This is a genomic window from Rhodosalinus sp. FB01 (assembly GCF_041365715.1).
Classification (GTDB): Bacteria; Pseudomonadota; Alphaproteobacteria; order Rhodobacterales; family Rhodobacteraceae; genus Rhodosalinus.
In genome coordinates, this window is the sequence record NZ_JBGFSH010000004.1 from 84,191 (window position 1) to 108,244 (window position 24,054).

Annotated in this window: 24 protein-coding genes and 2 tRNA genes; 13 read left to right on the plus strand and 13 right to left on the minus strand. The window is 70.6% G+C overall.

Annotated elements, in window-relative coordinates; genetic code table 11:
- Positions 1-11 precede the first annotated feature (11 nt).
- Positions 12-1,460, minus strand: coding sequence for an IMP dehydrogenase (gene guaB, locus AB6A65_RS07360; RefSeq protein WP_371037726.1), 1,449 nt, complete (start codon positions 1,458-1,460; stop codon positions 12-14).
- A gap of 134 nt (positions 1,461-1,594) precedes the next feature.
- Between guaB and speB the strand changes: the two genes are divergently transcribed.
- From speB to AB6A65_RS07375, 3 genes are all read left to right on the plus strand, one after another.
- Entirely contained in the window at positions 1,595-2,554 is a 960-nt protein-coding gene (gene speB, locus AB6A65_RS07365; protein ID WP_371037727.1) for an agmatinase, read from the plus strand.
- Between the two features lie 272 nt (positions 2,555-2,826).
- Positions 2,827-4,872: an ASKHA domain-containing protein gene (locus AB6A65_RS07370; protein ID WP_371037728.1), complete on the plus strand. Its 2,046-nt coding sequence runs from the start codon at positions 2,827-2,829 to the stop codon at positions 4,870-4,872.
- Positions 4,873-4,933: 61 nt separating this feature from the next.
- Positions 4,934-5,007: transfer RNA gene (locus tag AB6A65_RS07375), tRNA-Gly, on the plus strand.
- 167 nt (positions 5,008-5,174) lie between these two features.
- Here AB6A65_RS07375 and AB6A65_RS07380 read toward each other — a convergent pair.
- The 4 genes from AB6A65_RS07380 to AB6A65_RS07395 all read right to left on the minus strand — a co-directional run bounded on the left by AB6A65_RS07380 (position 5,175) and on the right by AB6A65_RS07395 (position 9,597).
- Positions 5,175-6,293 (minus strand): acetoin utilization protein AcuC, encoded by a 1,119-nt coding sequence (locus AB6A65_RS07380; RefSeq protein ID WP_371037976.1) that lies wholly within the window; start codon positions 6,291-6,293, stop codon positions 5,175-5,177.
- Positions 6,294-6,397: 104 nt separating this feature from the next.
- On the minus strand, positions 6,398-8,227 hold the full coding sequence (locus AB6A65_RS07385; RefSeq protein ID WP_371037729.1) for an ABC-F family ATP-binding cassette domain-containing protein: 1,830 nt from the start codon (positions 8,225-8,227) through the stop codon (positions 6,398-6,400).
- A gap of 44 nt (positions 8,228-8,271) precedes the next feature.
- Positions 8,272-9,018 (minus strand): GNAT family N-acetyltransferase, encoded by a 747-nt coding sequence (locus AB6A65_RS07390; RefSeq protein ID WP_371037730.1) that lies wholly within the window; start codon positions 9,016-9,018, stop codon positions 8,272-8,274.
- A gap of 99 nt (positions 9,019-9,117) precedes the next feature.
- Positions 9,118-9,597: an outer membrane protein assembly factor BamE gene (locus AB6A65_RS07395; protein WP_371037731.1), complete on the minus strand. Its 480-nt coding sequence runs from the start codon at positions 9,595-9,597 to the stop codon at positions 9,118-9,120.
- A gap of 61 nt (positions 9,598-9,658) precedes the next feature.
- On the opposite strand from AB6A65_RS07395, the gene AB6A65_RS07400 reads away from it, so the two are divergent.
- From AB6A65_RS07400 to AB6A65_RS07435, 8 genes are all read left to right on the plus strand, one after another.
- Positions 9,659-10,222: a DUF177 domain-containing protein gene (locus AB6A65_RS07400; protein WP_371037732.1), complete on the plus strand. Its 564-nt coding sequence runs from the start codon at positions 9,659-9,661 to the stop codon at positions 10,220-10,222.
- Between the two features lie 192 nt (positions 10,223-10,414).
- The gene (rpmF, locus tag AB6A65_RS07405; protein ID WP_371037733.1) at positions 10,415-10,621 is read left to right on the plus strand and encodes a 50S ribosomal protein L32; all 207 of its coding nucleotides are present in this window, start codon (positions 10,415-10,417) and stop codon (positions 10,619-10,621) included.
- 22 nt (positions 10,622-10,643) lie between these two features.
- A complete protein-coding gene (plsX, locus tag AB6A65_RS07410; RefSeq protein WP_371037734.1) occupies positions 10,644-11,744 on the plus strand; it encodes a phosphate acyltransferase PlsX in 1,101 nt (366 codons plus the stop codon).
- Positions 11,741-12,712, plus strand: a complete 972-nt coding sequence (locus AB6A65_RS07415) for a beta-ketoacyl-ACP synthase III (RefSeq protein ID WP_371037735.1) — start codon at positions 11,741-11,743, stop codon at positions 12,710-12,712. Before plsX ends, AB6A65_RS07415 begins: the two co-directional genes overlap by 4 nt.
- Before the next feature lie 100 nt (positions 12,713-12,812).
- A complete protein-coding gene (gene ihfA, locus AB6A65_RS07420) occupies positions 12,813-13,115 on the plus strand; it encodes an integration host factor subunit alpha (protein ID WP_371037736.1) in 303 nt (100 codons plus the stop codon).
- Between the two features lie 11 nt (positions 13,116-13,126).
- Positions 13,127-14,011 carry a MerR family transcriptional regulator gene (locus AB6A65_RS07425; protein ID WP_371037737.1) on the plus strand — a complete coding sequence of 295 codons (885 nt, stop codon included), beginning with the start codon at positions 13,127-13,129 and terminating at the stop codon, positions 14,009-14,011.
- Between the two features lie 71 nt (positions 14,012-14,082).
- Positions 14,083-14,159 (plus strand) — tRNA-Pro (locus AB6A65_RS07430).
- Positions 14,160-14,208: 49 nt separating this feature from the next.
- Positions 14,209-15,285, plus strand: a complete 1,077-nt coding sequence (locus AB6A65_RS07435) for a 2'-deoxycytidine 5'-triphosphate deaminase (RefSeq protein WP_371037738.1) — start codon at positions 14,209-14,211, stop codon at positions 15,283-15,285.
- A gap of 21 nt (positions 15,286-15,306) precedes the next feature.
- Here AB6A65_RS07435 and AB6A65_RS07440 read toward each other — a convergent pair whose 3' ends face one another.
- The 7 genes from AB6A65_RS07440 to AB6A65_RS07470 all read right to left on the minus strand — a co-directional run bounded on the left by AB6A65_RS07440 (position 15,307) and on the right by AB6A65_RS07470 (position 22,324).
- Positions 15,307-15,522 (minus strand): hypothetical protein, encoded by a 216-nt coding sequence (locus tag AB6A65_RS07440; protein WP_371037739.1) that lies wholly within the window; start codon positions 15,520-15,522, stop codon positions 15,307-15,309.
- Positions 15,523-15,619: 97 nt separating this feature from the next.
- Complete coding sequence (gene scpB / locus AB6A65_RS07445) at positions 15,620-16,291, minus strand: SMC-Scp complex subunit ScpB (RefSeq protein ID WP_371037740.1); 672 nt, start codon at positions 16,289-16,291, stop codon at positions 15,620-15,622.
- Positions 16,284-17,075: a ScpA family protein gene (locus tag AB6A65_RS07450; protein WP_371037741.1), complete on the minus strand. Its 792-nt coding sequence runs from the start codon at positions 17,073-17,075 to the stop codon at positions 16,284-16,286. Before AB6A65_RS07450 ends, scpB begins: the two co-directional genes overlap by 8 nt.
- Complete coding sequence (locus tag AB6A65_RS07455) at positions 17,068-18,087, minus strand: glycoside hydrolase family 3 N-terminal domain-containing protein (RefSeq protein ID WP_371037742.1); 1,020 nt, start codon at positions 18,085-18,087, stop codon at positions 17,068-17,070. The genes AB6A65_RS07450 and AB6A65_RS07455 overlap by 8 nt, the downstream gene beginning before the upstream one ends.
- A complete protein-coding gene (locus tag AB6A65_RS07460) occupies positions 18,084-19,184 on the minus strand; it encodes an SPOR domain-containing protein (RefSeq protein WP_371037743.1) in 1,101 nt (366 codons plus the stop codon). The genes AB6A65_RS07455 and AB6A65_RS07460 overlap by 4 nt, the downstream gene beginning before the upstream one ends.
- Before the next feature lie 77 nt (positions 19,185-19,261).
- Positions 19,262-21,007 carry an arginine--tRNA ligase gene (argS, locus tag AB6A65_RS07465; RefSeq protein WP_371037744.1) on the minus strand — a complete coding sequence of 582 codons (1,746 nt, stop codon included), beginning with the start codon at positions 21,005-21,007 and terminating at the stop codon, positions 19,262-19,264.
- Between the two features lie 144 nt (positions 21,008-21,151).
- Positions 21,152-22,324, minus strand: coding sequence for a deoxyguanosinetriphosphate triphosphohydrolase (locus AB6A65_RS07470; RefSeq protein ID WP_371037745.1), 1,173 nt, complete (start codon positions 22,322-22,324; stop codon positions 21,152-21,154).
- Between the two features lie 80 nt (positions 22,325-22,404).
- Here AB6A65_RS07470 and AB6A65_RS07475 point away from each other — a divergent pair, with 80 nt between their 5' ends.
- Positions 22,405-22,728 (plus strand): HesB/IscA family protein, encoded by a 324-nt coding sequence (locus AB6A65_RS07475; protein ID WP_371037746.1) that lies wholly within the window; start codon positions 22,405-22,407, stop codon positions 22,726-22,728.
- 7 nt (positions 22,729-22,735) lie between these two features.
- Here AB6A65_RS07475 and AB6A65_RS07480 read toward each other — a convergent pair whose 3' ends face one another.
- The gene (locus AB6A65_RS07480) at positions 22,736-22,978 is read right to left on the minus strand and encodes a hypothetical protein (RefSeq protein WP_371037747.1); all 243 of its coding nucleotides are present in this window, start codon (positions 22,976-22,978) and stop codon (positions 22,736-22,738) included.
- Positions 22,979-23,265: 287 nt separating this feature from the next.
- On the opposite strand from AB6A65_RS07480, the gene xth reads away from it, so the two are divergent.
- Positions 23,266-24,045, plus strand: coding sequence for an exodeoxyribonuclease III (gene xth, locus AB6A65_RS07485; RefSeq protein WP_371037748.1), 780 nt, complete (start codon positions 23,266-23,268; stop codon positions 24,043-24,045).
- Positions 24,046-24,054 lie beyond the last annotated feature (9 nt).

Genomic DNA, 24,054 nt, shown 5'->3' on the forward strand with positions numbered 1-24,054 from the left:
CGCGCCTGCGCTCAGCCAAGGCGGTAGTTCGGGCTTTCGCGGGTGATCTGCACGTCGTGCACGTGGCTTTCCTTGAGCCCCGCGCCCGTGATCCGCACGAACCGGCAGCCGCGGCGCATCTCGGGCACCGTGCCGCAGCCGGTGTAGCCCATCGCCGCGCGCAGCCCGCCCACGAGCTGGTAGACCACCGAGGAGGCCGGGCCCTTGTAGGGCACCTGCCCCTCGATGCCCTCGGGCACCAGCTTGTCCGACGCCGCGTCCTTCTGGAAATACCGGTCGGCGGAGCCGTGCGCCATGGCCCCAAGGCTTCCCATCCCGCGATACGACTTGAAGCTCCGGCCCTGGTAGAGGATCACCTCGCCCGGGCTTTCGTCGGTGCCCGCGAGGATCGAGCCCACCATCGCGCAGGACGCCCCGGCCGCGATCGCCTTGGCGAGATCGCCCGAGAACTTTATGCCGCCATCGGCGATCACCGGCACGTCCCCCGCCGCGGCGGCGCAGTCCATCACGGCGGTGAACTGCGGCATGCCAACGCCGGCGACCACGCGCGTCGTGCAGATCGAGCCGGGCCCGATGCCCACCTTCACCGCATCCGCGCCCGCGTCGATGAGGGCGCGGGTGGCCTCGGCGGTCGCGACGTTGCCCGCGACCACCTGCACCTCGTTCGACAGCCGCTTGACCCGCGTGACCGCTTCGGCGACGGCGGCGGAATGGCCGTGGGCGGTGTCGATCACGATCAGGTCGCAGCCCGCGTCGATCAACGCCTCGGACCGCTCGAAGCCCGCATCGCCCACCGTGGTGGCCGCCGCGCAGCGCAGCCGGCCCAGCCCGTCTTTGCAGGCCGTGGGGTTCAGGACCGCCTGCTCGGTGTCCTTGAGCGTCAGAAGGCCGGTCAGCCTGCCCGACGCGTCTGTCACCAGCAGCTTCTCGATCCGCCGCGCCTTCATGAGGCTCTTGGCCTCCTCGCGGTCCGCGGGCTCCCGCAGGATGGCGAGGTTCTCTGAGGTCATCATCACCCGCACGGGCGTGTCGTCGTCGGTGGCGAAGCGCATGTCGCGGTTGGTGACGATGCCGACGACATGGCCCCGCTCGTCCACGACGGGAAAGCCGGTGACGCGGTAACGTTCCTGCAGCGCCTTCGCATCGGCGAGCGTCTGGTCGGGGCGCAGGGTGATCGGGTTGTAGACGATGCCGGACTCGAAGCGCTTCACGCGACGCACCTCCCGCGCCTGCACCTCCACGTCGAGATTGCGGTGGATGACGCCCATGCCGCCCGCCTGGGCCATGGTGATCGCCATCTGGCTTTCGGTCACCGTGTCCATCGCCGAGCTGAGCAGCGGGATGTTGAGCGCGATCGCCTTCGTGACATGGGTGGCCGTGCTTGCCTCGCCCGGCAGCACCGAAGAGGCGCCCGGTACAAGCAGCACGTCGTCGAAGGTAAGCGCCTCGCGAATCTCCATATCCGTCCTGTCCTAGGCTGGGATCGTTTGGCGCTTCCCTATTGCATGGATGGCGGGGAGGCGAAAGACCGATTCCGGCTGGACGGGCCGCCGGTCGGGCGGCAGGCTACGGGTGACGTGGAACGGGGGTCCGAATGGCCGGACATGGTTACGAGACGGGGCGGCTCGACCTGCCCTTCACCGGTATCGCGAGCTTCGGCAAGCGCGAGATCCAGACCGACTGGGGCGCGATCGCGGCCGACGCCGCGATTTTAGGCGCGCCCTTCGATGCAGGCACCCAGTGGCGCGCGGGGGCGCGGTTCGGGCCGAGGGCGGTGCGCGACGCCTCCACGCTTTTCAGCTTCGGCCACGCCGGCGCCTACGACCACGAGGACGACGCGACCTACCTGCCCGCCTCTGTGCGCATCGCGGATATCGGCGACGCCGATATCGTCCATACCGACACCGAGAAGAGCCACGCCAACATCGAGGCGGGCGTGCGCGCGATCCTCGACGCGGGCGCGCTGCCGGTGGTGATCGGCGGCGATCACTCGGTGAACATCCCATGCATCCGCGCCTTCGCGGGGCGCGGCGACATCCACGTCCTCCAGATCGACGCGCATCTCGATTTCGTGGACGAGCGCCACGGCGTGCGCCACGGCCACGGCAACCCGATGCGCCGCGCCGCCGAGCAGGCGCATGTCACCGGACTGACGCAGCTCGGCATCCGCAACGTGAGCTCCACCGCGCGCGAGGGCTACGAGGATGCCCGCCGCATGGGCTCGGACATCCTGTCGGTGCGGCAGGCTCGCCTTCTGGGTGCGCGGGCGCTGGCCGAAAGGCTGCCCGAAGGCACGCGGATCTACGTCACCATCGACATCGACGCCTTCTGCCCCTCGATCGCGCCCGGGACCGGCACGCCCAGCCATGGCGGCTTTCTCTACTACGAGGTGCTGGAGCTTCTTCAGGAGGTCGCGCGGCGTCACGAGGTTGCGGGCCTCGACCTCGTCGAGGTCGCGCCCGACTACGACCCGTCGGGCTCCACCCAGATCCTCGCCGCACAGCTTCTCCTGAACTTCCTCGGCTTCATCTTCCACGCTCGCGGCGCGCGCTGAGACGAGGACCGCGAGCGGGGCGGCACGGCCCCGTCCCGCGTCGCTCGCGTTTCGCGCCGTCCGGGGGAACGGACACGGCGCGGGCGCGCGGGGATCGCCATCGGGACCGGCCTCCGGGGGCCGGCCGCCCCGGGCGCGGCGTGGCGCGTCAGCCCCGGCCGCGGATCGAAAGATGACGCGGCCATGCAAGATTCTGCCGGTTGCGGGCCGACACGCGGCCTTCGACGTCCTATGTTCGGGCGGCGCATCGAAATGAGCGAGGTCCACACAGCATGAGTACCGATCCCCTCGTCGTCTTCACGCCTTCGGGCAAGCGGGGGCGCTTTCCGGCGGGCACGCCCGTCCTGACCGCGGCGCGCCAGCTCGGCGTCGATCTCGACTCTGTCTGCGGCGGGCGGGGCATCTGTTCCAAGTGCCAGGTGACGCCCTCCTACGGCGAATTCTCCAAGCACGGCGTCACGGTGCGCGAGGGCGCGCTTTCGGAGTGGAACGCGGTCGAGGCGCGTTACGACAGCAAGCGCGGGCTGAAGCCGGGCCGGCGCCTGGGATGCCAGGCACAGATCCTGGGCGACGTGGTGATCGACGTGCCGGCCGAAAGCCAGGTCCATCGGCAGATCGTGCGCAAGTCCGCCGCCGTGCGCGCGATCGAGATGGACCCGGCCACGCGGCTTCACCTCGTCGTGGTGGACGAGCCCGACATGCACGAGCCGACCGGCGACCTGGAGCGCGTGGCGCGCGCCCTCAAGGCGCAATGGGACGTGGAGGACATCGCCGCGGACCCGACCCTGCTTGCGAAATTGCAACCCGTTCTGCGGAAAGGCGGCTGGCAGATCACCGTGGCCTTGCACAAATCTCACAAGGAGGCGGTTCCGCGCATCCTGGAGGTCTGGCCGGGCCTACACGAGGGCGGGCTTTACGGCCTCGCCATAGATCTCGGCTCCACGACCATCGCCGCGCATCTCACCGACCTCGACACCGGCGAGGTCAAGGCGTCCTCGGGGATCATGAACCCGCAGATCCGCTTCGGCGAGGACCTGATGAGCCGGGTGAGCTACGCCATGATGAACGAGAACGGCGCGGCCGAGATGACCCGCGCGGTGCGGGAGGCCATTGACGCGCTCGCCGTCGAGATCGCCCGCGAGGCGGAGATCGACCCCGCGCTCATCGTGGAGACGGTCTTCGTCTGCAACCCGGTGATGCACCACCTTTTGCTCGGCATCGACCCGGTGGAGCTCGGCCAGGCGCCCTTCGCGCTGGCGACCTCGGATTCGATCTCGATGAACGCGCGCGATCTCGGTCTCTGCGCCATCAACCCGCGCGCGCGCAGTTACATCCTGCCCTGCATCGCCGGGCATGTGGGGGCCGATGCGGCCGCTGTGGCTCTTTCCGAAGAACCCGGCAAATCCGAGGACTTGGCGCTCATCGTGGATGTGGGCACGAACGCCGAGATCCTGCTCGGCGACCGCTCGCGGGTGCTGGCCTGCTCCTCGCCCACCGGCCCGGCCTTCGAGGGCGCTCAGATCAGTTCGGGCCAGCGCGCCGCGCCGGGCGCCATCGAGGCGATCCGCATCGACCCCGAGACGAAGGAGCCGCGCTTCCGCGTCATCGGCTGCGATCTCTGGTCCGACGAGGACGGCTTCGCCGACGCCATCGCCGAGACCGGGATCACCGGCATCTGCGGCTCCGGCATCATCGAGGCGGTGGCGGAACTGCGCATGGCCGGGATCATGGACGCGGGCGGGCTCATCGGCTCGGCTGCGCAGACCGGCACGGCGCGCTGCTTCGCGGAGGGGCGGACCCACGCCTATCTCGTCCACGACGCCACCGCCGAGGGCGGGCCGCGCATCGCGGTCACCCAGGGCGACATCCGCGCCATCCAGCTTGCCAAATCGGCGCTTTACGCGGGCGCGCGCCTGCTCATGGACGAGCGCGGGGTGGACAAGGTGGACCGCGTGGTGCTCGCCGGGGCCTTCGGCGCGCACATCTCCCCCAAGCACGCCATGGTGCTCGGCATGATCCCCGACGTGCCGCTCGACAAGGTGACCTCCGCCGGTAACGCCGCCGGCACCGGGGCGCGCATCGCGCTTTGCAACGTCGGCGCGCGGGCCGAGATCGAGCGCACGGTGCGGCGCATCACCAAGGTGGAGACCGCGATCGAGCCCCGCTTCCAGGAGCATTTCGTGGCCGCCAACGCGATCCCGCACGCGACCGATCCGTTTCCGGAACTCTCTCGCATCGTGCCGCTGCCGCAGGTCAGTTTCAACACGGGCGGCGGGGAGGACGACGGCGGGCGCCGGCGACGGCGCCGGCGGGCCTGACGCCGCGCACGGGGCCTTGACCGGCCGCGGGGCACGCTGCTAGATAACCGCGCTGGGCCGGGCGGGTATGATGTAATGGTAGCCTGTCAGCTTCCCAAGCTGAACGCGCGGGTTCGATTCCCGCTACCCGCTCCAAGGCCGGCCCCGGATCCTTCCCGAGACATCACGGAAATCGGGCCCGCGTGCCCTGACATGCCGCGTCGGCGACCCCCGCGCGCCAAGGGTGTGCAGCGGGTCTTTGGCCCTCCGTTCGCGCAATGACCGGATGGGGCGCGGCCGTCGCAGGCATCGCCGCGCGCGCCTCAGACCTCGGCGCGCAGCCGCGTGCGCAGCGCCGCGATCCGCTCGGCCACGCCGGGCGTGGGCGGGCCCTCGCGCGGCGCGTCTCGAAGCGTGGTGAACCAGTGCTCCGGCGGGTTGCGGCCCAGCCGGTGCGTCCAGCGCAGCCCGCGAAGCACCTCTTCGGCCGCAGGCGGCAAACGCTCGGGGATCTCGTGGCCCGCGAGCGTGGCCCAGACACTGGTCCAGGCGCGCCCGACCGACCAGGGGTTGTAGCCGCCGCCCCCGAGCACGATCAGCCGCGGCGCGAGCGGGCGAAGCGCGCGCACGGCGGCCAGATGCGCGTTGTTGGACCAGGCGAGGCGCGACAGCGGATCCTCCGTCACCGCGTCCGCGCCGCATTGCAGCACGATCGCGTCGGGCCGGTGCCGCGCGACGGCGGGCAGAATCAGTTCGTCGAGCGCCCGCGCGGCATCGCCGTCATGGGCGCCGCGCGGCAATGGCAGGTTGAGGGCGACACCGCCCGCGTGATCCGCGAGCGCGCCGGTGAAAGGCCAGCGCCGCTCCTCGTGGGTGGACACGAGCAACATGCCCTCGGCGCCCGCGAATGCCGCCTCCACCCCGTCGGCATGGTGGGCGTCGATGTCCACATAGGCGAGCCGCCCGAGGCCCAGCGTGCGCAGGCGCGTCAGAGCCAGCACCGGGTCGTTGAGGTAGCAGAACCCGGCAGCCCGATCCGCCATGCCGTGATGCGTGCCCCCGCCGGGATTGTGGACGACCCCGCCGCCCGCCACGAGCTCCGCCGCGAGGAGCGAGCCGCCCGCGGCGGTGGCCGGCCGCCGGAACATCTCGGGGAAAACGGGATTGGACGGGGTGCCGAGCCCGTGACGCGCGCGGGTCGCCGCATCGACCGACTGGGTTTCCTCGGCGCGGGCGAGCGCGGCGATATAGGCGGGCGTGTGGAAGGCAGCGAGCGCCGCGGGCCGGGCGCGCGGGCTCTGCCGGAACTGTCCGGGCGCGATCCAGCCCAGCCGGCGCGCCAGGTCGGTGACGGTGGGCACGCGGGGCACCCGCAGGGGGTGATCCGGCCCGTAGCTCGAGCCGCGGTAGATTTCCGAACCTATGAAGAGGGGCATGTCCATACCGGGCATTCTAGCGTCCGCGCCGGCCGCGGCGAGCGCGGCCCGCCATCGCAGGGCGGAGCGTCCGGTGGCGCGCGGCGCGGGCACGCGGCGGGGAAGGGCCCCTACCCTTCGGCCTTCTCCGCAAGCTCCAGCCATTCCTCCTCGGCCGCGGAAAGCTTTTCCTGCCGCGTGGCGAGCGCCTCTGTCGCCTTGGCGAACTTGACCGGATCGCGCGCGTAAAGCTCGGGGTCGGAGAGAAGCCCCTCCAGCCTGCCGATCTCGGCCTCGAGTCGCGCGATCTCGTCGGGCAGCGACTCCAGCCGGTGCTTCTGGGTGAAGGACAGCTTCGCCGCGGCGGCCGCGCCACCTTCGTGAGGTTTCCCGCCGGACTTCTTCGGTTTGCCCTTCGCCTTCTGGCCACCCCCCTCGGGCGCGAAGGGATCCCCGCCGCGCTGGGACAGGTAGTCCGACCAGCCCCCGGCATAGACGGTGGCGTGGCCGTCGCCTTCCATCGCGACCGTCACCGTCGCCACGCGGTCGAGGAAGTCCCGGTCGTGGCTGACGACCAGAACCGTGCCGTCATAGGCGTCGAGCAGTTCCTGCAAGAGATCGAGCGTCTCCACGTCGAGGTCGTTCGTCGGCTCGTCGAGCACGAGCAGGTTCGATTCCCGCGCCATGAGCCTGGCCAGCAGAAGCCGCGCGCGCTCGCCCCCCGACAGCGCACGGACCGGCGCGCGCGCCTGCCGCTCGTCGAACAGGAAGTCCTTGAGATAGCCCACGACGTGGCGCGGCTGACCGCGCACGATGATCTGGTCGGCCTGTCCCGACACCCGCATCTCGGGATCGCCGGTCAGGTTCTCCCAGAGCGAGGCGTCCCAGTCGAGCCGCGCACGCGCCTGGTCGAAGATGGCCGGCACGAGGTTCGTGCCGTGCCGGACACGCCCCCGATCCGGCGGCACCTCGCCCATGAGCATCTTCAGAAGCGTCGTCTTGCCCACGCCGTTCGGACCCACGAACGCCACCCGGTCGCCGCGCAGGATGCGAAGCGAGAAGTCGCTGAGGATGGTCTTGCCGTCGTAGGATTTCGCGATGCCTTCGGCCTCGATCGCGCGCCGCCCCGAGGCCGGCCCCGATTCGAGCGCCATGGCCGCCGCGCCCTGCCGGCGGATCATCGACGCGCGCTCTTCGCGCAGGGATTTCAACGCGCGCAGCCGGCCCTGGTTGCGCTTGCGCCGCGCGCTGATGCCTTCCACCGCCCAGCGCCCCTCGGCACGGATCTTGCGGTCCATCTTGTGGCGCGCCTGGTCCTCCTCCTCCCAGACCTTGTCGCGCCAGGCCTCGAAGCCGCCGAAGCCGACCTCTGCCCGGCGCACCTGCCCGCGGTCGATCCAGAGCGTCGCGCGCGTCAGCGCATCGAGGAAGGCGCGGTCGTGGCTGATGACGACGAAGGCCTTGCGCGTGGCCGAAAGCTGTGCCTCGAGCCAGCGGATCGCCGCGATGTCGAGGTGGTTCGTCGGCTCGTCGAGAAGCATGAGCTCGGGATCCTCGGCCATCAGTCGCGCGAGCGCGGCGCGGCGCCGCTCTCCGCCCGACGCGGCCGCGACCTCGCGGGCGGGATCGAAAGCAAGGCCCTCGGCGGCCTGCTCCACGCGGTACTCCTCTCCCGGTTCCAGGCTGGCCGCGGCGAAGTCGCCGAGCGTGGCGAACCCCGCCATCTCGGGCTCCTGTTCCATGTAGCCCACACTCACGCCCGGAGGCACGACCCGCGCACCGGCATCGGGCTCCACCAGGCCGGCCATGACCTTCAGCAGCGTCGACTTTCCCGATCCGTTGCGCCCGACGAGTGCGAGCCGGTCGCCGGGATGCACCACGAGATCGAGATCCGCGAAGAGGGGCTCCCCCCCGAAACCGAGGGAGATGCCCGAAAGTTGCAGGAGCGGAGCCTTCACCATGACGCGCAGCTAAGCGCGGCGCGCGCGAAGGTCAACGTGGATGGCTACTGCGCGACGGCGCGAAGAAGCCGCTTGCGCGCGGGCGGGATCGCGCCGATCTCGAGCCCGGTGAAGACGTGCAGCGTGTTCATGTGGTCGTCCACGACCGCGTGGTCGCTCACCCATCCCCCCATCAGCAGGTAGCTTCTGAGAAGCGGCGGCATCCGCAGCATGGCCTGGCGCGTGTCGGGCTTGCACCGCGCAAGGCGCTGCGCGAAGCGGAAGACGTTGGGCGCCTTCACCCTGGGCAGCCAGCGCTTCGGTGCGAGGTGCCGCTCCTTCAGCATGGCGAAGGCGTCGAGGTAGCGTGCGGCGTCGGTGCCCGGGAAGGAGGCGCAGCCGAACAGAAGATCCACGCCCGTCTCGTCGACATACCGCGTCAGCGCCCCCCAGGCCACGCGCAGGATGTCCGGGTCCTGGATGTCGGGATGGATGCAGAAGCGTCCCATTTCCGCAAGGCGCCCCTCATACGCCTCGAGCGCCGAAAGCTCATAGAACTGCGCGGAGTAGCTGCGCGATATCTCGCACCCGCCGTGAAGCGGCAGGATGCGGAAACAGCAGACCAGCCTGCCCCCCCGCGCCTCCTCGACGAGAAAGTGCGTGCAGCGCCCGTCGAAGTCGTCCGCATCGAGGCCGCCGCCATCGGCACGATGGCCCGCGAAGGCAAGATGGCGCAGGCGTTGCGCGGCGCGCAGGTCTTCGACGCCTTCGGCGATCCGGGCGCGGTAGCGCCCTTTGCTCAACCCGATCATGGTATGGCCCCGTGCGCGTTAACCTGCAGGAAGAGGCTACGAAGCCCGTCCCTGACAGACAAGCATGACGGCGGCGTGACGCAAGGGCACCGGTGCGCGTCAGTCGATGAAATCTTCCGCCGAGAACGCGCCGATGCGGCGCAGGAGTTGGCGCAGGAAGCCCACGCTGCTGCCGGTCTCGGTGACGCGGCGAGAGAGCGTGACCACGCGCCCCTGCTCGAGGCCGAAGCGCTCGATGTTGCGCACCGTTCCGGTGGCGTCGAAGCTGATCGCGAGCACCTCGCGGCTGACTTCCTCGGGCGCGCGCCACGCGAAGCGGCGGACGCGGCTTTCGACGTAATAGAAGCCGCTCACATCCGTGAGGCCGGCGGTGCTGGGCGTGCCGATGGTCTCGGACACCGTGTCGCGCGTGTCCAGGCCGACGACGATCGCGTCGAGGTCTTCCTGTGGCGGAATATAGCCGTGCGTGCGATACTGAGCACTGCAAGCGGACAGGCCGGACAGCACCGCGATCGCGAGGGCGGCTCTCAGCCCGAAACTCCTAAGCCTCATTGCGGCCCTCTTGTCTTGCCTGTCCACGGCTTCTATCCCGCATAGCGAAGGATGAAAAGCCGTTCAAGCCAGGGGAGCACGCGCACCCATGACCGACCCCTCCCGGCCGTCAGACCCGTCGCCCCGGATCCTGCGCCTTGCAGAACTGCCGCAGGACGCGCCCACCGCATTCGCGCTCGAACCCGATGCCGGGACACGCGCGGCGCTTGCCGAGACGCTCGGGATAGACGCGATCCGAAAGCTGCGCTTCACGGGCACCCTCGCGCCGGAGGGCCGGAGCGACTGGCACCTCGAGGGCGTGCTCGGCGCGACGGTGGTGCAGCCCTGCGTCGTCACGCTCGCGCCCGTCGCAACGCGAATCGACACCACGGTGACGCGCCGCTATCTCGCGGGCTTCGACATGCCCGAAACCGTGGCCGAGGTGGAGATGCCCGAGGACGTCACCTCCGAGCCCCTGCCGGAGCGCGTGGACCTGATGGCGGTGATGACGGAGGCGCTGGCCCTCTCGCTGCCGGACTATCCCCGCGCCCCAGGCGTGGAGCTCGGCACGGCGCAGGCGGCGCCGCCCGGCGTCGCGCCGCTTTCGGACGAGGAGCTGAAACCCTTCGCGGGCTTGCAGGGCCTGCGCGACAAGCTGCGCCGCGACTCCTGAAAGGACCGCCTCTCGCGCGGCCCGAGAAATGCCTTGCGCGGCGCGGGATTCGCTGTATTTTCGCGCCTTCATCCGGATTTGGGGTTGCCCTCCGGGCGCGATCACGGCTAAGCGCCGGCTCACGCCAATTGCGCGCGCCCCGCGCGGGCTTCCACCGCGCCGACCGACACATAGAGAAAGCCGAGGTCTGTCATGGCCGTTCAACAGAACAAAGTTTCGAAGTCGCGCCGCAACAACCGCCGCGCGCACGACGCGCTGGTAGCGGTGAATCCCAACGAGTGCCCGAACTGCGGCGAGCTGAAGCGCCCGCACCACGTCTGCGCGTCCTGCGGCCACTATGCCGACCGCGAGGTGGTCGTGATGGCGGACGAGATCGACCTGGACGAGGACGCCGCCTGAGGCACACTGCGCGGGCCCCCGGATGAGCGAACGCGAGCATCATCGGCGCGGGGGCGCTTCCTCCACGGTCATCAGCGTGGACGCCATGGGCGGCGACCGCGGGCCGGCGGCGGTTGTCGCGGGCCTTGCAAGGTCGGCCACCAAGAACCCGGACATCCGGTTCATCCTGCACGGCCCGAAGGACGAGCTCGAGCGGCTCGTCGCCAAACGCCGGCTCTCCGACATCTGCGAGATACGCGACGCCCGAGGGGTCGTGCGGATGCAGGACAAACCGAGCCAGGTGATGCGCCAGGGCAAGGGCACGTCGATGTGGTCGACCATAGAGGCCGTCCGGGACGGAGAGGCCTCCGTGGCGGTGAGCTGCGGCAACACCGGGGCGCTCATGGCGCTTTCGATGGTGCGCCTGCGCAAGATCGAGGGCGTCAACCGGCCCGCCATCGCGGTGCTCTGGCCCTCGCGGAACCCGCAGGGCTTCAACGTGATGCTGGACGTGGGCGCGGATGTCCGCGCCGATGCCCGCGATCTGCTGCAATACGCGTTGATGGGATCGTCCTACGCGCGCAACGGGCTCGGGATCGCGCACCCGCGGGTCGGGCTGCTGAACGTGGGCACAGAAGAGCACAAGGGTCGCTCCGAGCTCCGGGAAGCGCATGAACTCATCGCCGCCAACGCGCAAGCGGCCAGTTTCGAGTTCGTTGGCTTCGTGGAGGGCGGCGACATTCCCGGCAAGCGCGCGGACGTGATCGTGACGGACGGGTTCACCGGCAACGTCGCGATCAAGACCGGCGAAGGCACCGCGCACCTCATCGGCGACCTGCTGCGCGAAGCGTTCCGATTTTCGCCGCTGTCGCGCATCGCGTCGGTTCTGGCCTACACGTCGCTTCGGCGGCTGCAGAAGAGGATCGATCCACGTCGCGTCAACGGCTGGGTGTTTCTGGGGTTGAACGACACGGTGGTGAAATCGCACGGGTCGGCCGACGCGACCGGCGTGTCGGCGGCGGTGAAGCTGGCCTTCCAGCTGGCGCAATCGGGCTTCTCGGACCGGCTCGCGGCGCGAGTGGCCTCGGCCAGCCCGACCGCGCCGGTCCAGCCCGCGCAGGACAGGAACGGAACACACGGATGACGACACGCGCGATCGTCAGGGGCGTCGGGCACTCCCTGCCCGAACGGGTGGTCGAGCACGCCTGGTTCGAGAGCTTTCTCGACACGAGCGACGAGTGGATACGCTCCCGCTCGGGGATCGAGCGCCGGCATTTCGCGGCCGAGGGGCAGACCACCTCCGAGCTTGCCGCCCGCGCCGCGCGCGCCGCGCTCGAGGATGCGGGCCTTGCCGCCTCCGAGATCGACGCGATCATCGTCGCCACCTCGACGGCGGACTTCACCTTCCCCTCCGCCGCCACGATGGTGCAGGCCGAACTCGGCATGACGACGGGCTTCGCCTTCGATGTGCAGGCCGTCTGCGCGGGGTTCGTGTTCGCGCTTGCGAACGCCAACGCGCTCATCGTCTCGGGGCAGGCCCGGCGCATCCTCGTGATCGGGGCCGAGACCTTCTCGCGGCTCATGGACTGGGAAGACCGGTCGACATGCGTGCTTTTCGGAGACGGGGCGGGCGCGCTCGTGCTCGAGGCGGCGGAAGGCACGGGCCAGCCGGAAGACCGCGGGATCCTCGCATCCGACCTGCATTCCGACGGACGTTTCCGCGAGATCCTGCACGTCGATGGCGGCGTCTCCACCGGTCGGACGGGGCATCTGCGCATGCTCGGCAAGGAGGTCTTTCGCCACGCGATCGAAAAGCTGGCCGACACCGCGCACCGGGCAATGGACAAGGCGGGCGTGAACTCTTCGGACGTGGACTGGGTGGTGCCGCACCAGGCCAACATCCGCATCATCCAGGGCACCGCCAAGAAGATGCAGCTGCCGATGGACAACGTGGTCGTCACCGTCCAGGACCACGGCAATACCTCGGCCGCGTCGATTCCCCTCGCCCTCTCCGTCGGCCGCGCGCGGGGCCAGATCCGCGAGGGCGACCTCGTCATCACCGAGGCGATCGGCGGCGGCCTTGCATGGGGTGCCGTGGTGCTGCGCTGGTAGGCGGATGACTGCCGCTTCTGCACTGCCGCACAAGCTGTTGATATTGACTCGGAAATTTTCCTGCCCCTAAGGTCAATCCGTTAACGGTTGGAGGGACGGCATGAGCCAGCGCACACTCACCCGAATGGATCTGAGCGAAGCCGTCTTCCGCGAGGTGGGGTTGTCGCGCAACGAATCGGCCCAGCTCGTCGAAAGCGTGCTCGATCACATGTCCGACGCGCTCGTGCGGGGTGAGCAGGTGAAGATCTCTTCCTTCGGAACCTTCTCGGTGCGCGACAAGGCCGCCCGGGTCGGCCGGAACCCCAAGACCGGCGAGGAGGTGCCGATCCTGCCGCGGCGGGTCCTGACCTTCCGGCCCTCGCACCTGATGAAGGATCGCGTGGCGGCCGGAAACCGCCGCTGAGGACGCCCCCGATGGCCACCAAATCGCCCGACGCGTTCCGCACGATCAGCGAGGTGGCCGAGTGGCTGGAAACGCCGGCCCACGTGCTGCGGTTCTGGGAAAGCAAGTTCTCGCAGGTGAAGCCGGTGAAACGTGCCGGCGGGCGGCGCTATTACCGTCCGTCCGACATGGCGCTGATCGGCGGCATCAAGACCCTGCTGCACGACGAGGGCATGACCATCAAGGGCGTTCAGAAGCTCTTGCGCGAGCAGGGCGTAAAGCACGTGACGAGCTTCTCCCCGCCGCTGGCCGGTGAGGCGCCCGAGCGGGAGCCGGAAGAGGTGCATGTCCTGCCGTTCCAGCCCCGGCGGGCGGGCCGCACGCGCGGCCCGGTGGAGGACGCCGAGGAATTGCCGCTCTTCCCGCCGGAGGAGGAAACCGCGAGGGCGTCCCCGACGACCGACGCGGCAGACGACGTGCCCGCCCGGGCGCGCAAGGCGGAAGAGACGGCGCCCGCGGCCGTGGCGGAGGAAGAGGCGGCCTCCGCCGCGGCCGCGCCGCAGGGCGCCACGCCGCCGCCCGGCGACGCAACGCACCCGCCCCTTGCGCCGCCGCCGCGCGACAGCGGCGTTCCGTCCTTCCTGCGCCCGCGCGCCACGGCCACCGGGACCGATGCACCGGCGGCGCGCGACGCGCCTTTCGCGGACGGGCCCGGAACAGGCGACGCGTCACCGGCGATACGGGCCGTAACCACGCCACCCGACCCGGCGGACGACGCGCTTCCCGCCGCAGCGGGCCTCCTGTCCCGCCTCGCCAAGATTCATTGGCTCCCCGGCACGCAAACCGAGGCCGCGGCCGCGATCGCGTCCGAGTTGCGAACTCTCGCCGCGCGCCGCGCCGATGCGGCCCGGCCCTGATCCCGGGATCGCGACTCCGTGGCAATTCACCCTTGCTCTCGCGCAGGAAACAGGTATGAAACCGCCCTGTTCGGGCTATGGCGCAGTCTGGTAGCGCGTCCGTCTGGGGGACGGAAGGTCGCAGGTTCAAGTCCTGCTAGCCCGACCAATTTCCCCCTTTGCAACCGGAAACCCGGTTCGATCCAGGAAGGGTCCGCATGACCGGCGTGATGCCCTGCCAGGCCATTCGCGCGATGATCGCCGAGGGTGCGATCGCCACGGACCGGCCCATCACCGACACGCAGGTCCAGCCGGCGAGCCTCGATCTGAGGCTGGGGCGGCGAGCATGGCGTGTGCGCGCCTCTTTCCTCGCCGGTGCCGGGCGACCGGTGGCCGCGCGGCTCGATCGCTTCACCATGCACGAGATCGACCTGTCGGCGGGCGCCGTGCTCGAGAAGGGCTGCGTCTATGTCGCCGAGATCGAGGAACGGCTCGCCCTGCCCCCGGGCGTCAGCGCCGTCGCGAACGCGAAAAGCTCTACCGGGCGGCTCGACCTTCTCACCCGCGCGATCACCGACGGCGGCACCGAGTTCGACCGCATTCCCGACGGCTACGCCGGCCCGCTTTACGCCGAGATCTGCCCGCGCTCCTTCTCGGTGCTGGTGCGGCCCGGCATGACGCTGAACCAGATCCGGTTCCGCGAAGGCCATGCCGTGCTCGACGACACGGCGCTGCGCGCGCTTCACGCCGAAAACCCGCTGGTGTCGGGCGAGGCGGTCATCTCCGAGGGGCTCGGCTTCTCGGTGGATCTGCGGCCCGCGCAGGGCACGCTCGCGGGCTGGCGCGCCAAGCCCCACACCGGGCTCATCGACCTCGACCGGATCGGCCACTACGCCCCCGCCGACTACTGGGAGGAGGTGCACGCCGAGGACGGGCAGATCGTCCTCGATCCCGGCGCCTTCTATATCCTGGTGAGCCGCGAGACGGTGCATATCCCGCCCGGCTACGCCGCGGAGATGGCGCCCTATCTCGCCATGGTGGGTGAGTTCAGGGTGCATTACGCGGGTTTCTTCGACCCGGGCTTCGGGCACGACGCGGCGGGCGGCACGGGCGCGCGCGGAGTGCTGGAGGTGCGCTGCCACGAGGCGCCCTTCGCGCTGGAGCATGGCCAGGTGGTCGGGCGGCTCGTCTACGAGCGCATGGCCACGCCGCCGGACCGGCTTTACGGCGCGGGCATCGCGTCGAACTACCAGGGCCAGGGCCTCAAGCTGTCCAAGCACTTCCGGGCCGCCTGACGGGCGCCCGCGGCAGCCTCCTCAGAAACGGCCGATACGCCGCGCGAGGCGCATGGAGCGCTTGAGATGACCTGCGCGCTTCCGGTCCGACCGTGGCGCCGGACGCTGCGCGCCGCCGTCCCCGGACCCGGTTCCGGAGCCTTTCGACATCTTGTCGATTCCGGCGTCGAGCCCCTTGTTGACGGCCTTGCGCATGACCATGCGCACCAGCATGCTGAAGAGCCGGTCAGGGTTCATCGCTGCCTCCCGAGTTTCCTGAGATTTGTCTTTGCCTCCGATCTAGCCCGCAATCTTGCCGTTTTCAGGGCTTCCCGGCCGAAACGCGCCGGTCTGGCTATTCCTCGAACATCTCGCCCTGGCCGGGATCGCCCGCATCGTCCTCCTCCTCGGCCTCCGCCTCGCCCGCGCCCGGCAGCGGGCGGCTGTCCAGAAGGCCCGCGGCGCGCAGTTCCGCAAGCCCCGGCAGATCGCGCGCGGATTCGAGGCCGAAATGGTCGAGAAACGTCTCGGTCACGACGAAGGTCACCGGGCGCCCGGGACTCATCCGTCGCCGGCCGAAACGGATCCACTCGAGCTCGAGCAGCTGGTCCACCGTCCCGCGCGAGACCGAGACGCCGCGGATTTCCTCGATCTCGGCCCGGGTGACGGGCTGGTGATAGGCGATGATCGCGAGCGTCTCGATCGCCGCGCGCGAAAGCTTGCGGGTCTCGACCGTCTCGGTCTGCATCAGGAAGCCCAGATCGGGCGCGGTGCGAAAGGCCCACGCGTCGCCCACCCGCACGAGGCGAACGCCTCGCCCCTCGTAGCGCCGGCGCAGGTGCTGCAGCGCCTCGGCCGGGTCGGAGCCCTTGGGCATGCGCTCGGCCAGATCGCGCGCCGAGACGGGCTCGGCCGAGGCGAAGAGCATCGCCTCGACCATGCGCTCCTGCTCGCCCATGGGCGGCGCATCGAAGAGGACGGGCTCCTCCTCGCCGTCGCCGTCTGCCGCGCGCGTGTCGTCACTCATCGCGCGCGGCCCTCCGGCGAAGCTGAATGGGCGCGAAGGCTTCCGATTGACGCAGCTCGATGCGCCCCTCCCGGGCCAGTTCCAGCGTCGCGGCGAAGGTCGCCGCCGTGGCGGAGCGGCGCCGCCCCGGATCCTCGCGCCAGCCCTCCGGCAGGTAGGCGGAAATGTCGGTCCAGGTCCCGGCGAACCCGATCATCCCGCGCAGCCGGTCGAGCGCCTCTTCCATGGTGTAGACCGCCTCGCGGTCGAAGGCGTAGGGGCGGAACTCCTCGCGGGTGCGGATGCGGGCATAGGCCTGCATGAGATCGAGCAGCGTCGCGGTGTAGCGCACGCGCCGGACCCGCTCCACCTCTTCGGGCAGGCCGCGCGCGAACACGTCGCGGCCCAGCCTGTCGCGGCCCATGAGCCGCGCCGCGACCTCGCGCATGGCCTGCAGCCGTTCGAGCTGGAACGCCAGATGCGCCGCCATCTCCTCGCCCGAGGGGCCTTCTTCCGCCGGGTCGGGCGGAAGCAGGAGGCGCGATTTGAGAAAGGCGAGCCAGGCCGCCATCACGAGGTAGTCGGCGGCGAGTTCGATGCGCAGCGCGCGCGCCTCCTCGACGAAGGCAAGGTACTGCTGCGCAAGCTCCAGCACGGAAATCCGGCGCAGGTCCACCTTCTGACCGCGCGCCAGCGACAGCAGCACGTCGAGCGGCCCCTCGTAGCCCTCGACATCCACGATCAGCGCCTCGGCGGCAAGCCGCGCCTCGACGCCCCCCTCCTCGTGACCGCTGCCTTCATCCATCGCCGAACCCTCCGGGCACGGCACCGAGCTTCGCCTCGAGCGCCCGAATGTCAACCGGCGCGTCGGCGGCCCGGCGCAGCGCGAGCGCCCTGGCGCCGCGCGCGCGGGCGGCCTCGCCCATCGTGCCCGCGGCCTCGGCCACCGCCTCCATCTCGCGCAGCGCGCCGTTGCAATGCAGGACCACGTCGCACCCGGCCGCGATCGCGTCCGCCGCGCGGCGGGCGACCGACCCTTCGAGCGCCTGCATCGAGATGTCGTCCGTCATCAGAAGCCCGCCGAACCCGATCTCCTCGCGGATGAGGCGGATCACCGCGGGCGAGGTCGTGGCGGGACGCTCGTCGAGGTCGGCGAAGACCACATGCGCCGTCATGCCGAGCGGCAGATCGGCAAGCGCGGCGAAGGGCGCGAAATCCGTTTCGCGCAGCGTGCAGGCAGGTTCTTGCACCCGGGGCAGCGCGAGGTGGCTGTCGGCCTCTGCGCGGCCATGACCGGGGATGTGCTTCAAAACCGGCAGCACCCCGCCCGCGAAGAGCCCCTCGGCCACGGCGCGGGCATTCGCGGCGACCTCCTGCGCCGTCGTGCCGTAACAGCGATCCCGCAGGAACGGATGGGTCCGGGGCGTGGCGATGTCGGCAAGCGGCGCGCAGTTCACGTCGATGCCGAGCGACTGCAACTCGGCCGCGATCAGACGGTACCGCAGCCGCATCATGTCGGCCGCCCTGCCGCGCGCGGCACGCACCGCGTCGAGCGGCGGCGGCAGGCGGCGGCCCACACCTTGGGGCAGCCGCGACACGCGCCCGCCCTCTTCGTCGATGAGAATCGGCGCCGCGCGGCCCACGGCATCGCGCAAGGCCGCGGTAAGGCCGCGGATCTGCTCCGGGCTTTCGCAGTTGCGCGCGAACAGGATGAATCCGAACGGGTCGGCCTCTCTGAAGAAGCGCGCCTCGGCCGGCGCAAGGTGCGGCCCCGCGCAGCCGAAGATCGCCGCGCCGCGGCCGACCGGTGGGGTCACCGGGTGACCACGGGGATGCAGTCGGCGTTCGCGGCCATCAGCGCCGCGCAGAACCGCCGCGCGTCGGCAAGATCCTCGAAGCCCATCGCGCGGAGGCGATAGAAGATCCGCCCACCGCTTTCGGCGCGTTGCACGACCCGGGTCTTGCCGGCGAGATAGGGCTCGAACCGCCCGGCGATCCGGCCCCATTCGGCGCGGGCCACCTCGGCGCTCTCGAACGCGCCGAGCTGCACGAGGCGCGTGCCCACGGGCAGCTCCGCGGGATCGGCCTCCGGCACCTCGGCGCGCGCGGGGGCGACCCGGCCGGCGCCGGATAGTGCCGCGAGATCGAGGTTTTCAGGCCGCAGGCGCGGGCGCACCGACCGCGCCGGAACGCCCGGAAGCGCCTCGACCTGCGCACCGGTCTCGTCCTGCGCCTCGGCGGCCGGGGCCGTGCCGGGCGCATCGGCCACGACGGCGGCCACCACCGCATCCACCGCGGCGCTCACCGCCTCGTCGCGCGAGGGCGCCGGCGTGTCCACGCGTAGCGCGGCCGGAACCGCTGTGACGCGCGCAAGCTCCCGCTTGGTGCCCACCGGAAGATCCGGCCTGTCCTCGGCGTCCAACCGGGTCGCAAGATCGCGCAGCGCCGCGCTTGGCGCGCCCATGCCTGCCGCGAATCCCGGTCGCAAGTCGTCGGCGGGCTCCGGCGCCGACGCGGCGGCGAGGGCGCCGAGGGCGAGGTCGTCCTCGGCCAACGCGACGGGCGTCGGCGCGAGGCGCAGTTCCTCGGGCGGCGGTTCGGCCGTGCCGCTCGCGGCGACGGCGTTGACGGACAACCCCTGATGGGCCGCGGCCTGGCCGCCGGGCTCGGCGGGCGAGACGCGCATCGGCCCCTCGGCGGCGCGCACCACGGGCACGCCGCTCACGTCACGCATCACGAGTTTCGTGCCCCAGACGCCCGCACCGCCCAGAAGGGTCAGCGACACCAGCGCCGCCACGACCTGCGCGGCCCCGCCGATCCTGGGCGCCGCCTCCGGCGCGAGGGCATCGTTTTCGGAGGTGGACTCACCAAGGGCGGGCGACGAGGCGCCCGCGTGCATCTGCTGATAGCTCATGTCTGCCTCGCTTGCCCGACGATGCGTGCCGCCGGGTTCTGTTCGTTCCGCCTCTGCCCGGGCGGCCGCGCGGCTTTCTACCGCATCTCCTCGACCGGGCGCACCCCAAGGATACCCAGACCCGCCGCGATGACAACGGCTGTGGCGCGCACGAGCGCCAGTTTCGCTTGACTCGTGGCAGAATCGCCCTCCTGCAGGAAACGCAGCGCGGGCTCGTCGTTGCCGCGGTTCCACAGGCTGTGCAGCTCGCTCGCCAGATCGTAGAGGTAGAAGGCCACGCGGTGCGGCTCGTAGACCCGGGCGGCGATCTCCACGAGACGCGGCCACTCGGCGATCTTGCGCGCCAGCGCAAGCTCCGCCTCGTGATCGAGGCGCGACAGATCGGCCCGCGCGAGCGTGGCGTCATCCGCCTCGATCCCGGCCTCCGCCGCCTTGCGCAGGACCGAGCACACCCGCGCATGGGCGTATTGCACGTAGAAGACGGGGTTTTCCTTCGACTGCTCCAGCACCTTGTCGAAATCGAAATCGAGCGGCGCGTCGTTCTTGCGCGTCAGCATCACGAAGCGCGTGACGTCGGCGCCCACCTCCTCGACCACGTCACGCAGCGTCACGAAGGTGCCCGCGCGCTTGGACATCTTGAAGGGCTCGCCGCGCTTGTAGAGCTTCACGAGCTGCATGAGCTTCACGTCGAGCGGGACGCGGCCGTCCGACAGCGCCGAGACGGCGGCCTTCATCCGCTTGACGTAGCCGCCGTGATCGGCGCCGAACACGTCGATCAGCCGGTCGAAGCCGCGCTCGATCTTGTCGTAATGATAGGCGATGTCGGGGGCGAAATAGGTCCAGCTGCCGTCGGATTTCATGACCGGGCGGTCCACGTCGTCCCCGTGCGCGGTGGAGCGGAAGAGCGTCTGCTCGCGCGGCTCCCAGTCCTCGGGCGTCTTGCCCTTGGGCGGCTCCAGCACGCCCTCGTAGATCAGCCCCTTGCTCCGCAGCGCGTCGAGGGCCGCCTCGATCCGCCCGGTGCCGTAGAGCGACTTTTCCGAGAAGAAGACGTCCATCCGAACGCCGAGCGCATCGAGGTCGGCGCGGATCAACTCCATCATGCGCTCGGTCGCGAAGGCGCGCACGGGGGCAAGCCACGTCTCCTCGGGCTTGCCGACATAGGCGTCGCCCGCCTCGGCCTTCAGCGCCTCGCCGACCGGGACGAGGTAATCGCCGGGATAGGTCCCGTCCTCGAAGGCGACCTCGTGGCCATGGGCCTCGAGATAGCGCAGGTAGACCGAGCGGGCGAGCGTATCGCCCTGCGCGCCCCCGTCGTTGATGTAGTACTCGCGCGTCACCTCGTAGCCCGCGTAATCGAGAAGCGAGGCGAGCGCGGCGCCGAATACAGCGCCGCGGGTGTGGCCCACATGCAGCGGCCCGGTGGGGTTGGCCGAGACGTATTCCACGTTCACCCGCTCGCCCGCGCCCAGTTCCGAGCGGCCGAACCCGTTGCCGGCCGCGAGCGCGCGGCGCACGACCTCCTGCCAGACGGAGGGCGACAGGCGCAGGTTGATGAAGCCCGGCCCGGCCACCTCTGCCATGGCGATGCGCGGATCGGCGGCCAGCCGCTCGGCGAGCGCGGCGGCGATATCGCGCGGCTTCGCGCCGGCGGGCTTGGCGAGGACCATCGCCGCGTTGGTGGCCATGTCGCCATGGGCGGGATCGCGCGGCGGCTCCACCGTCACGGCCGCAAGGTCGAGACCGTCGGGCAACGCCCCGTCGGCCACCATGGCGCCCAGCGCCCCGGTCACGGTGTCACGGAGTTCGGAAAACAGGTTCATCGGCGTCCCTCTCGCTCGGCGGGCGGTGTAGCATGCAGGGTGGGCGCGTCAACGCCGCGCGACCGTCACGCCGGGCGCGCGGCGGGCGCCCGACGCCCGCGCCCCGCGACGGCACCGCCGGCCGGGATCCCCATGACGTGCGGGCTAGCGCAGGCCCGGGCGCAGGTCCGCCATGTCCTGCCCACCCAGCAGCCGGGCATGGCTTTGCAGCGCGAAGCGGTCCGTCATGCCGGCGATGTAGTCGGCCACGATGCGCGCGAGCGTCGTCTCGTCGGCGGCGGCCGCCACGTCCGCCTGCCAGCGCCGGGGCAGGAGCGCGGGCCGGGCCAGGTAGAGGGGGAAGAGATCCTGCACCACCCGCGTGGCCTGCGCGCGCGTCTCGACGACTTCCGGCGCGCGGTACATCCGTTCGAAGAGAAAGGCCCGGATCTGCCCGAGATCCGCGCAAAGCCCGTCGGAAAAGCGCACCACCATGTGCCCGGCCTGCCGCACCGCGTCCACGTCCGCGGGCTCGAGCGCGTCCAGCGCGGCGCGGGTGGTGGCGATCACGTCCTCGACCATGACGCCGAAGAAGCGCCGCAGCGCCTCGTGGCGCCGCCGGTAGGGCTCGAGCCCCGGCCACGCCCGGTCCACCTCCGCGAAGCAGTCGGCCAGCACCGGCAGCGCCGCGATCTCCTCCAGCGTGAAGAGATCGGCGCGCAGCCCGTCGTGCAGGTCGTGGCTGTTGTAGGCCACGTCGTCCGCCAGCGCCGCCACCTGCGCCTCCGCGCTGGCATGGGTGTCGAGTTCCAGATCGTGGACGGCGTCGTATTCGGCAAGCGCGTAGGGGATCGCGCCCGTCACGGGCCCGTTGTGCTTGGCAAGGCCCTCCAGCGTCTCCCAAGTCAGGTTGAGCCCGTCGAAGGCGGCGTAATGGCGCTCCAGCCGCGTGACGATGCGGATCGCCTGCGCGTTGTGGTCGAACCCGCCATAGGGCTGCATCAGCGCGTCGAGCGCGTCCTCGCCGGTGTGGCCGAAGGGCGTGTGACCAAGATCGTGGGCAAGCGCCACCGCCTCGGTCAGCGCCGGGTCGAGGTCGAGCGTACCGGCGATGGTGCGCGCCACCTGCGCCACCTCGAGCGAATGCGTCAGACGGGTTCGGAAATAGTCCCCCTCATGCTCGATGAAGACCTGTGTCTTGTGCTTGAGCCTGCGGAAGGCCGAGGCATGGATGATCCGGTCCCGGTCGCGCTGAAAGCAGGAGCGGAACGCGCTTTCCGGCTCTGGCACGAGCCGTCCACGGCTCCTCGCCGGGTCGGACGCGTATCGGGCGCGCATGGGTCCCCTCCTTGTCGCATGTCCCGCGACCTCATATATTTGAGGCGATCGAGGAACTGAACCGTCGCAACGAGGCCCAGATGCAACTTCCTCCGAAAGTGACAGAACGCGCCTTCGCGCGACTGGCCGAGATCGGCGCCTCCCGCGAGGGTCAGGCGCTGCGCGTGGCCGTCGAGGGTGGTGGCTGCTCGGGCTTCCAGTACGACATCCGCCTCGACTCGCCCGCCGAGGACGACCTCGTGCTGGAGGGCGGGGGCGAGAAGGTGGTGGTCGATTCGGTGTCCCTGCCCTTTCTCGAGAACGCGGTGATCGACTTCACCGAGGAACTGATCGGCGCGCGGTTCACCATCGAGAACCCCAACGCCTCGAGTTCCTGCGGCTGCGGCACCTCCTTTTCCATGTAGCGCCGTGTCACAGCCGGCGCGTCACCCGGAACGCCCCCTCCGCGAAGGTGACGGCCCAGCGGCGGGCGGGGATCGCGGTGCCCGCAGCGGTGAAATGAGGCGCAAGGTCCAGCACCCCGCCCGCGATCTCGCCCGGCACTTCCACACCGTCCGAAAATCGCACCATGCAGACGCCCTCGAGCGGGCCCTCGACCCGCCCCCGCGCGCCGGGAAAGAGATGCGTTCGCGCCGTCGTCAGGATCGTGGCCATCCGCCTTCCCTTTTCGCGACTTGTCGCGGCCTATAGGTCCGAACCACGGCCCCGGACGCCTGCACGACGCCGGCCCGGGGCCAACCTTACTCCATCTGCGCGGCCGGGCTCGCACGCGGCCAGCAGAATGGCAGCGCATGACGCGCGAGGAAAGGGCCGCAGAAGCCCCGTGCGACCCGGCGCCGGCCCGATGTCTCGGGGGCGGGCGCGCGCGGAGCCGCTCTTCCCCGCCTTGCGCCCGGACCGGCGAACCGGCTAGCTGGGGCGAGGCCAAGAGGAGCGCGCCGATGAAGATCGCCACCTTCAACATCAACGGGATCAAGGCCCGGCACCAGGCGCTTTGCGACTGGCTGGACGAGGACCGCCCCGACGTGGTGCTTCTGCAGGAGATCAAGTCGCTCGACGAGAGCTTCCCGGCCGAGCTTTTCGAGGAGCGCGGCTATACCGTCGAGACCCATGGCCAGAAAGGCTTCAACGGGGTGGCGATCCTTTCGCGGCTGCCGCTCGAGGACGTCTGGCGCGGGCTGCCGGGCGACGAGGACGACACGCAGGCCCGCTGGATCGAGGCCACGGTGATGGCCGATGTTCCCGTGCGCGTGGCCGGGCTCTACCTGCCCAACGGCAACCCCGCGCCGGGGCCGAAATACGACTACAAGCTGGCCTGGATGGCCCGTATGCGCACACGCGCGCACGAGCTCTTGGCGCTGGAAGAGCCCGTGGTGCTTGCCGGTGATTACAACGTCATCCCCCAGGACGAGGACGCGGCCAGTCCCGAGGCCTGGCGCGAGGACGCGCTGGCGCTGCCGGAAAGCCGGGCGGCGTTTCGCCGCATCCTTCACATGGGCTACACCGAGGCCGTCCGCGCGCGGGTGCAGGGCCCGGGCCATTACAGTTTCTGGGACTACCAGGGCAACGCCTGGGCGCGGAACAACGGGATCCGCATCGATCACCTGCTGCTCTCGCCCGAGGCCGCCGATCGGATGACCGGCACGGGCATCGAGGCCGCGCTGCGCGGGCGCGAGAAACCCTCCGATCACGTGCCGGTCTGGATCGAACTGTCGGTTTGAGCCCGGAAC

What these genes read in the sequence shown, in the direction of transcription:
- AB6A65_RS07435 (WP_371037738.1), top strand. Translation starts at nt 14,209, where the DNA reads ATGACCGGCGTGATGCCCTGCCAGGCCATTCGCGCGATGATCGCCGAG.
- scpB (WP_371037740.1), bottom strand. Translation starts at nt 16,291, where the DNA reads ATGAGTGACGACACGCGCGCGGCAGACGGCGACGGCGAGGAGGAGCCC.
- AB6A65_RS07380 (WP_371037976.1), bottom strand. Translation starts at nt 6,293, where the DNA reads ATGGACATGCCCCTCTTCATAGGTTCGGAAATCTACCGCGGCTCGAGC.
- AB6A65_RS07475 (WP_371037746.1), top strand. Translation starts at nt 22,405, where the DNA reads ATGCAACTTCCTCCGAAAGTGACAGAACGCGCCTTCGCGCGACTGGCC.
- AB6A65_RS07450 (WP_371037741.1), bottom strand. Translation starts at nt 17,075, where the DNA reads ATGGATGAAGGCAGCGGTCACGAGGAGGGGGGCGTCGAGGCGCGGCTT.
- guaB (WP_371037726.1), bottom strand. Translation starts at nt 1,460, where the DNA reads ATGGAGATTCGCGAGGCGCTTACCTTCGACGACGTGCTGCTTGTACCG.
- ihfA (WP_371037736.1), top strand. Translation starts at nt 12,813, where the DNA reads ATGAGCCAGCGCACACTCACCCGAATGGATCTGAGCGAAGCCGTCTTC.
- AB6A65_RS07415 (WP_371037735.1), top strand. Translation starts at nt 11,741, where the DNA reads ATGACGACACGCGCGATCGTCAGGGGCGTCGGGCACTCCCTGCCCGAA.
- AB6A65_RS07370 (WP_371037728.1), top strand. Translation starts at nt 2,827, where the DNA reads ATGAGTACCGATCCCCTCGTCGTCTTCACGCCTTCGGGCAAGCGGGGG.
- AB6A65_RS07400 (WP_371037732.1), top strand. Translation starts at nt 9,659, where the DNA reads ATGACCGACCCCTCCCGGCCGTCAGACCCGTCGCCCCGGATCCTGCGC.
- plsX (WP_371037734.1), top strand. Translation starts at nt 10,644, where the DNA reads ATGAGCGAACGCGAGCATCATCGGCGCGGGGGCGCTTCCTCCACGGTC.
- AB6A65_RS07460 (WP_371037743.1), bottom strand. Translation starts at nt 19,184, where the DNA reads ATGAGCTATCAGCAGATGCACGCGGGCGCCTCGTCGCCCGCCCTTGGT.
- AB6A65_RS07390 (WP_371037730.1), bottom strand. Translation starts at nt 9,018, where the DNA reads ATGATCGGGTTGAGCAAAGGGCGCTACCGCGCCCGGATCGCCGAAGGC.
- AB6A65_RS07440 (WP_371037739.1), bottom strand. Translation starts at nt 15,522, where the DNA reads ATGAACCCTGACCGGCTCTTCAGCATGCTGGTGCGCATGGTCATGCGC.
- speB (WP_371037727.1), top strand. Translation starts at nt 1,595, where the DNA reads ATGGCCGGACATGGTTACGAGACGGGGCGGCTCGACCTGCCCTTCACC.
- xth (WP_371037748.1), top strand. Translation starts at nt 23,266, where the DNA reads ATGAAGATCGCCACCTTCAACATCAACGGGATCAAGGCCCGGCACCAG.
- AB6A65_RS07425 (WP_371037737.1), top strand. Translation starts at nt 13,127, where the DNA reads ATGGCCACCAAATCGCCCGACGCGTTCCGCACGATCAGCGAGGTGGCC.
- argS (WP_371037744.1), bottom strand. Translation starts at nt 21,007, where the DNA reads ATGAACCTGTTTTCCGAACTCCGTGACACCGTGACCGGGGCGCTGGGC.
- AB6A65_RS07480 (WP_371037747.1), bottom strand. Translation starts at nt 22,978, where the DNA reads ATGGCCACGATCCTGACGACGGCGCGAACGCATCTCTTTCCCGGCGCG.
- AB6A65_RS07385 (WP_371037729.1), bottom strand. Translation starts at nt 8,227, where the DNA reads ATGGTGAAGGCTCCGCTCCTGCAACTTTCGGGCATCTCCCTCGGTTTC.
- rpmF (WP_371037733.1), top strand. Translation starts at nt 10,415, where the DNA reads ATGGCCGTTCAACAGAACAAAGTTTCGAAGTCGCGCCGCAACAACCGC.
- AB6A65_RS07470 (WP_371037745.1), bottom strand. Translation starts at nt 22,324, where the DNA reads ATGCGCGCCCGATACGCGTCCGACCCGGCGAGGAGCCGTGGACGGCTC.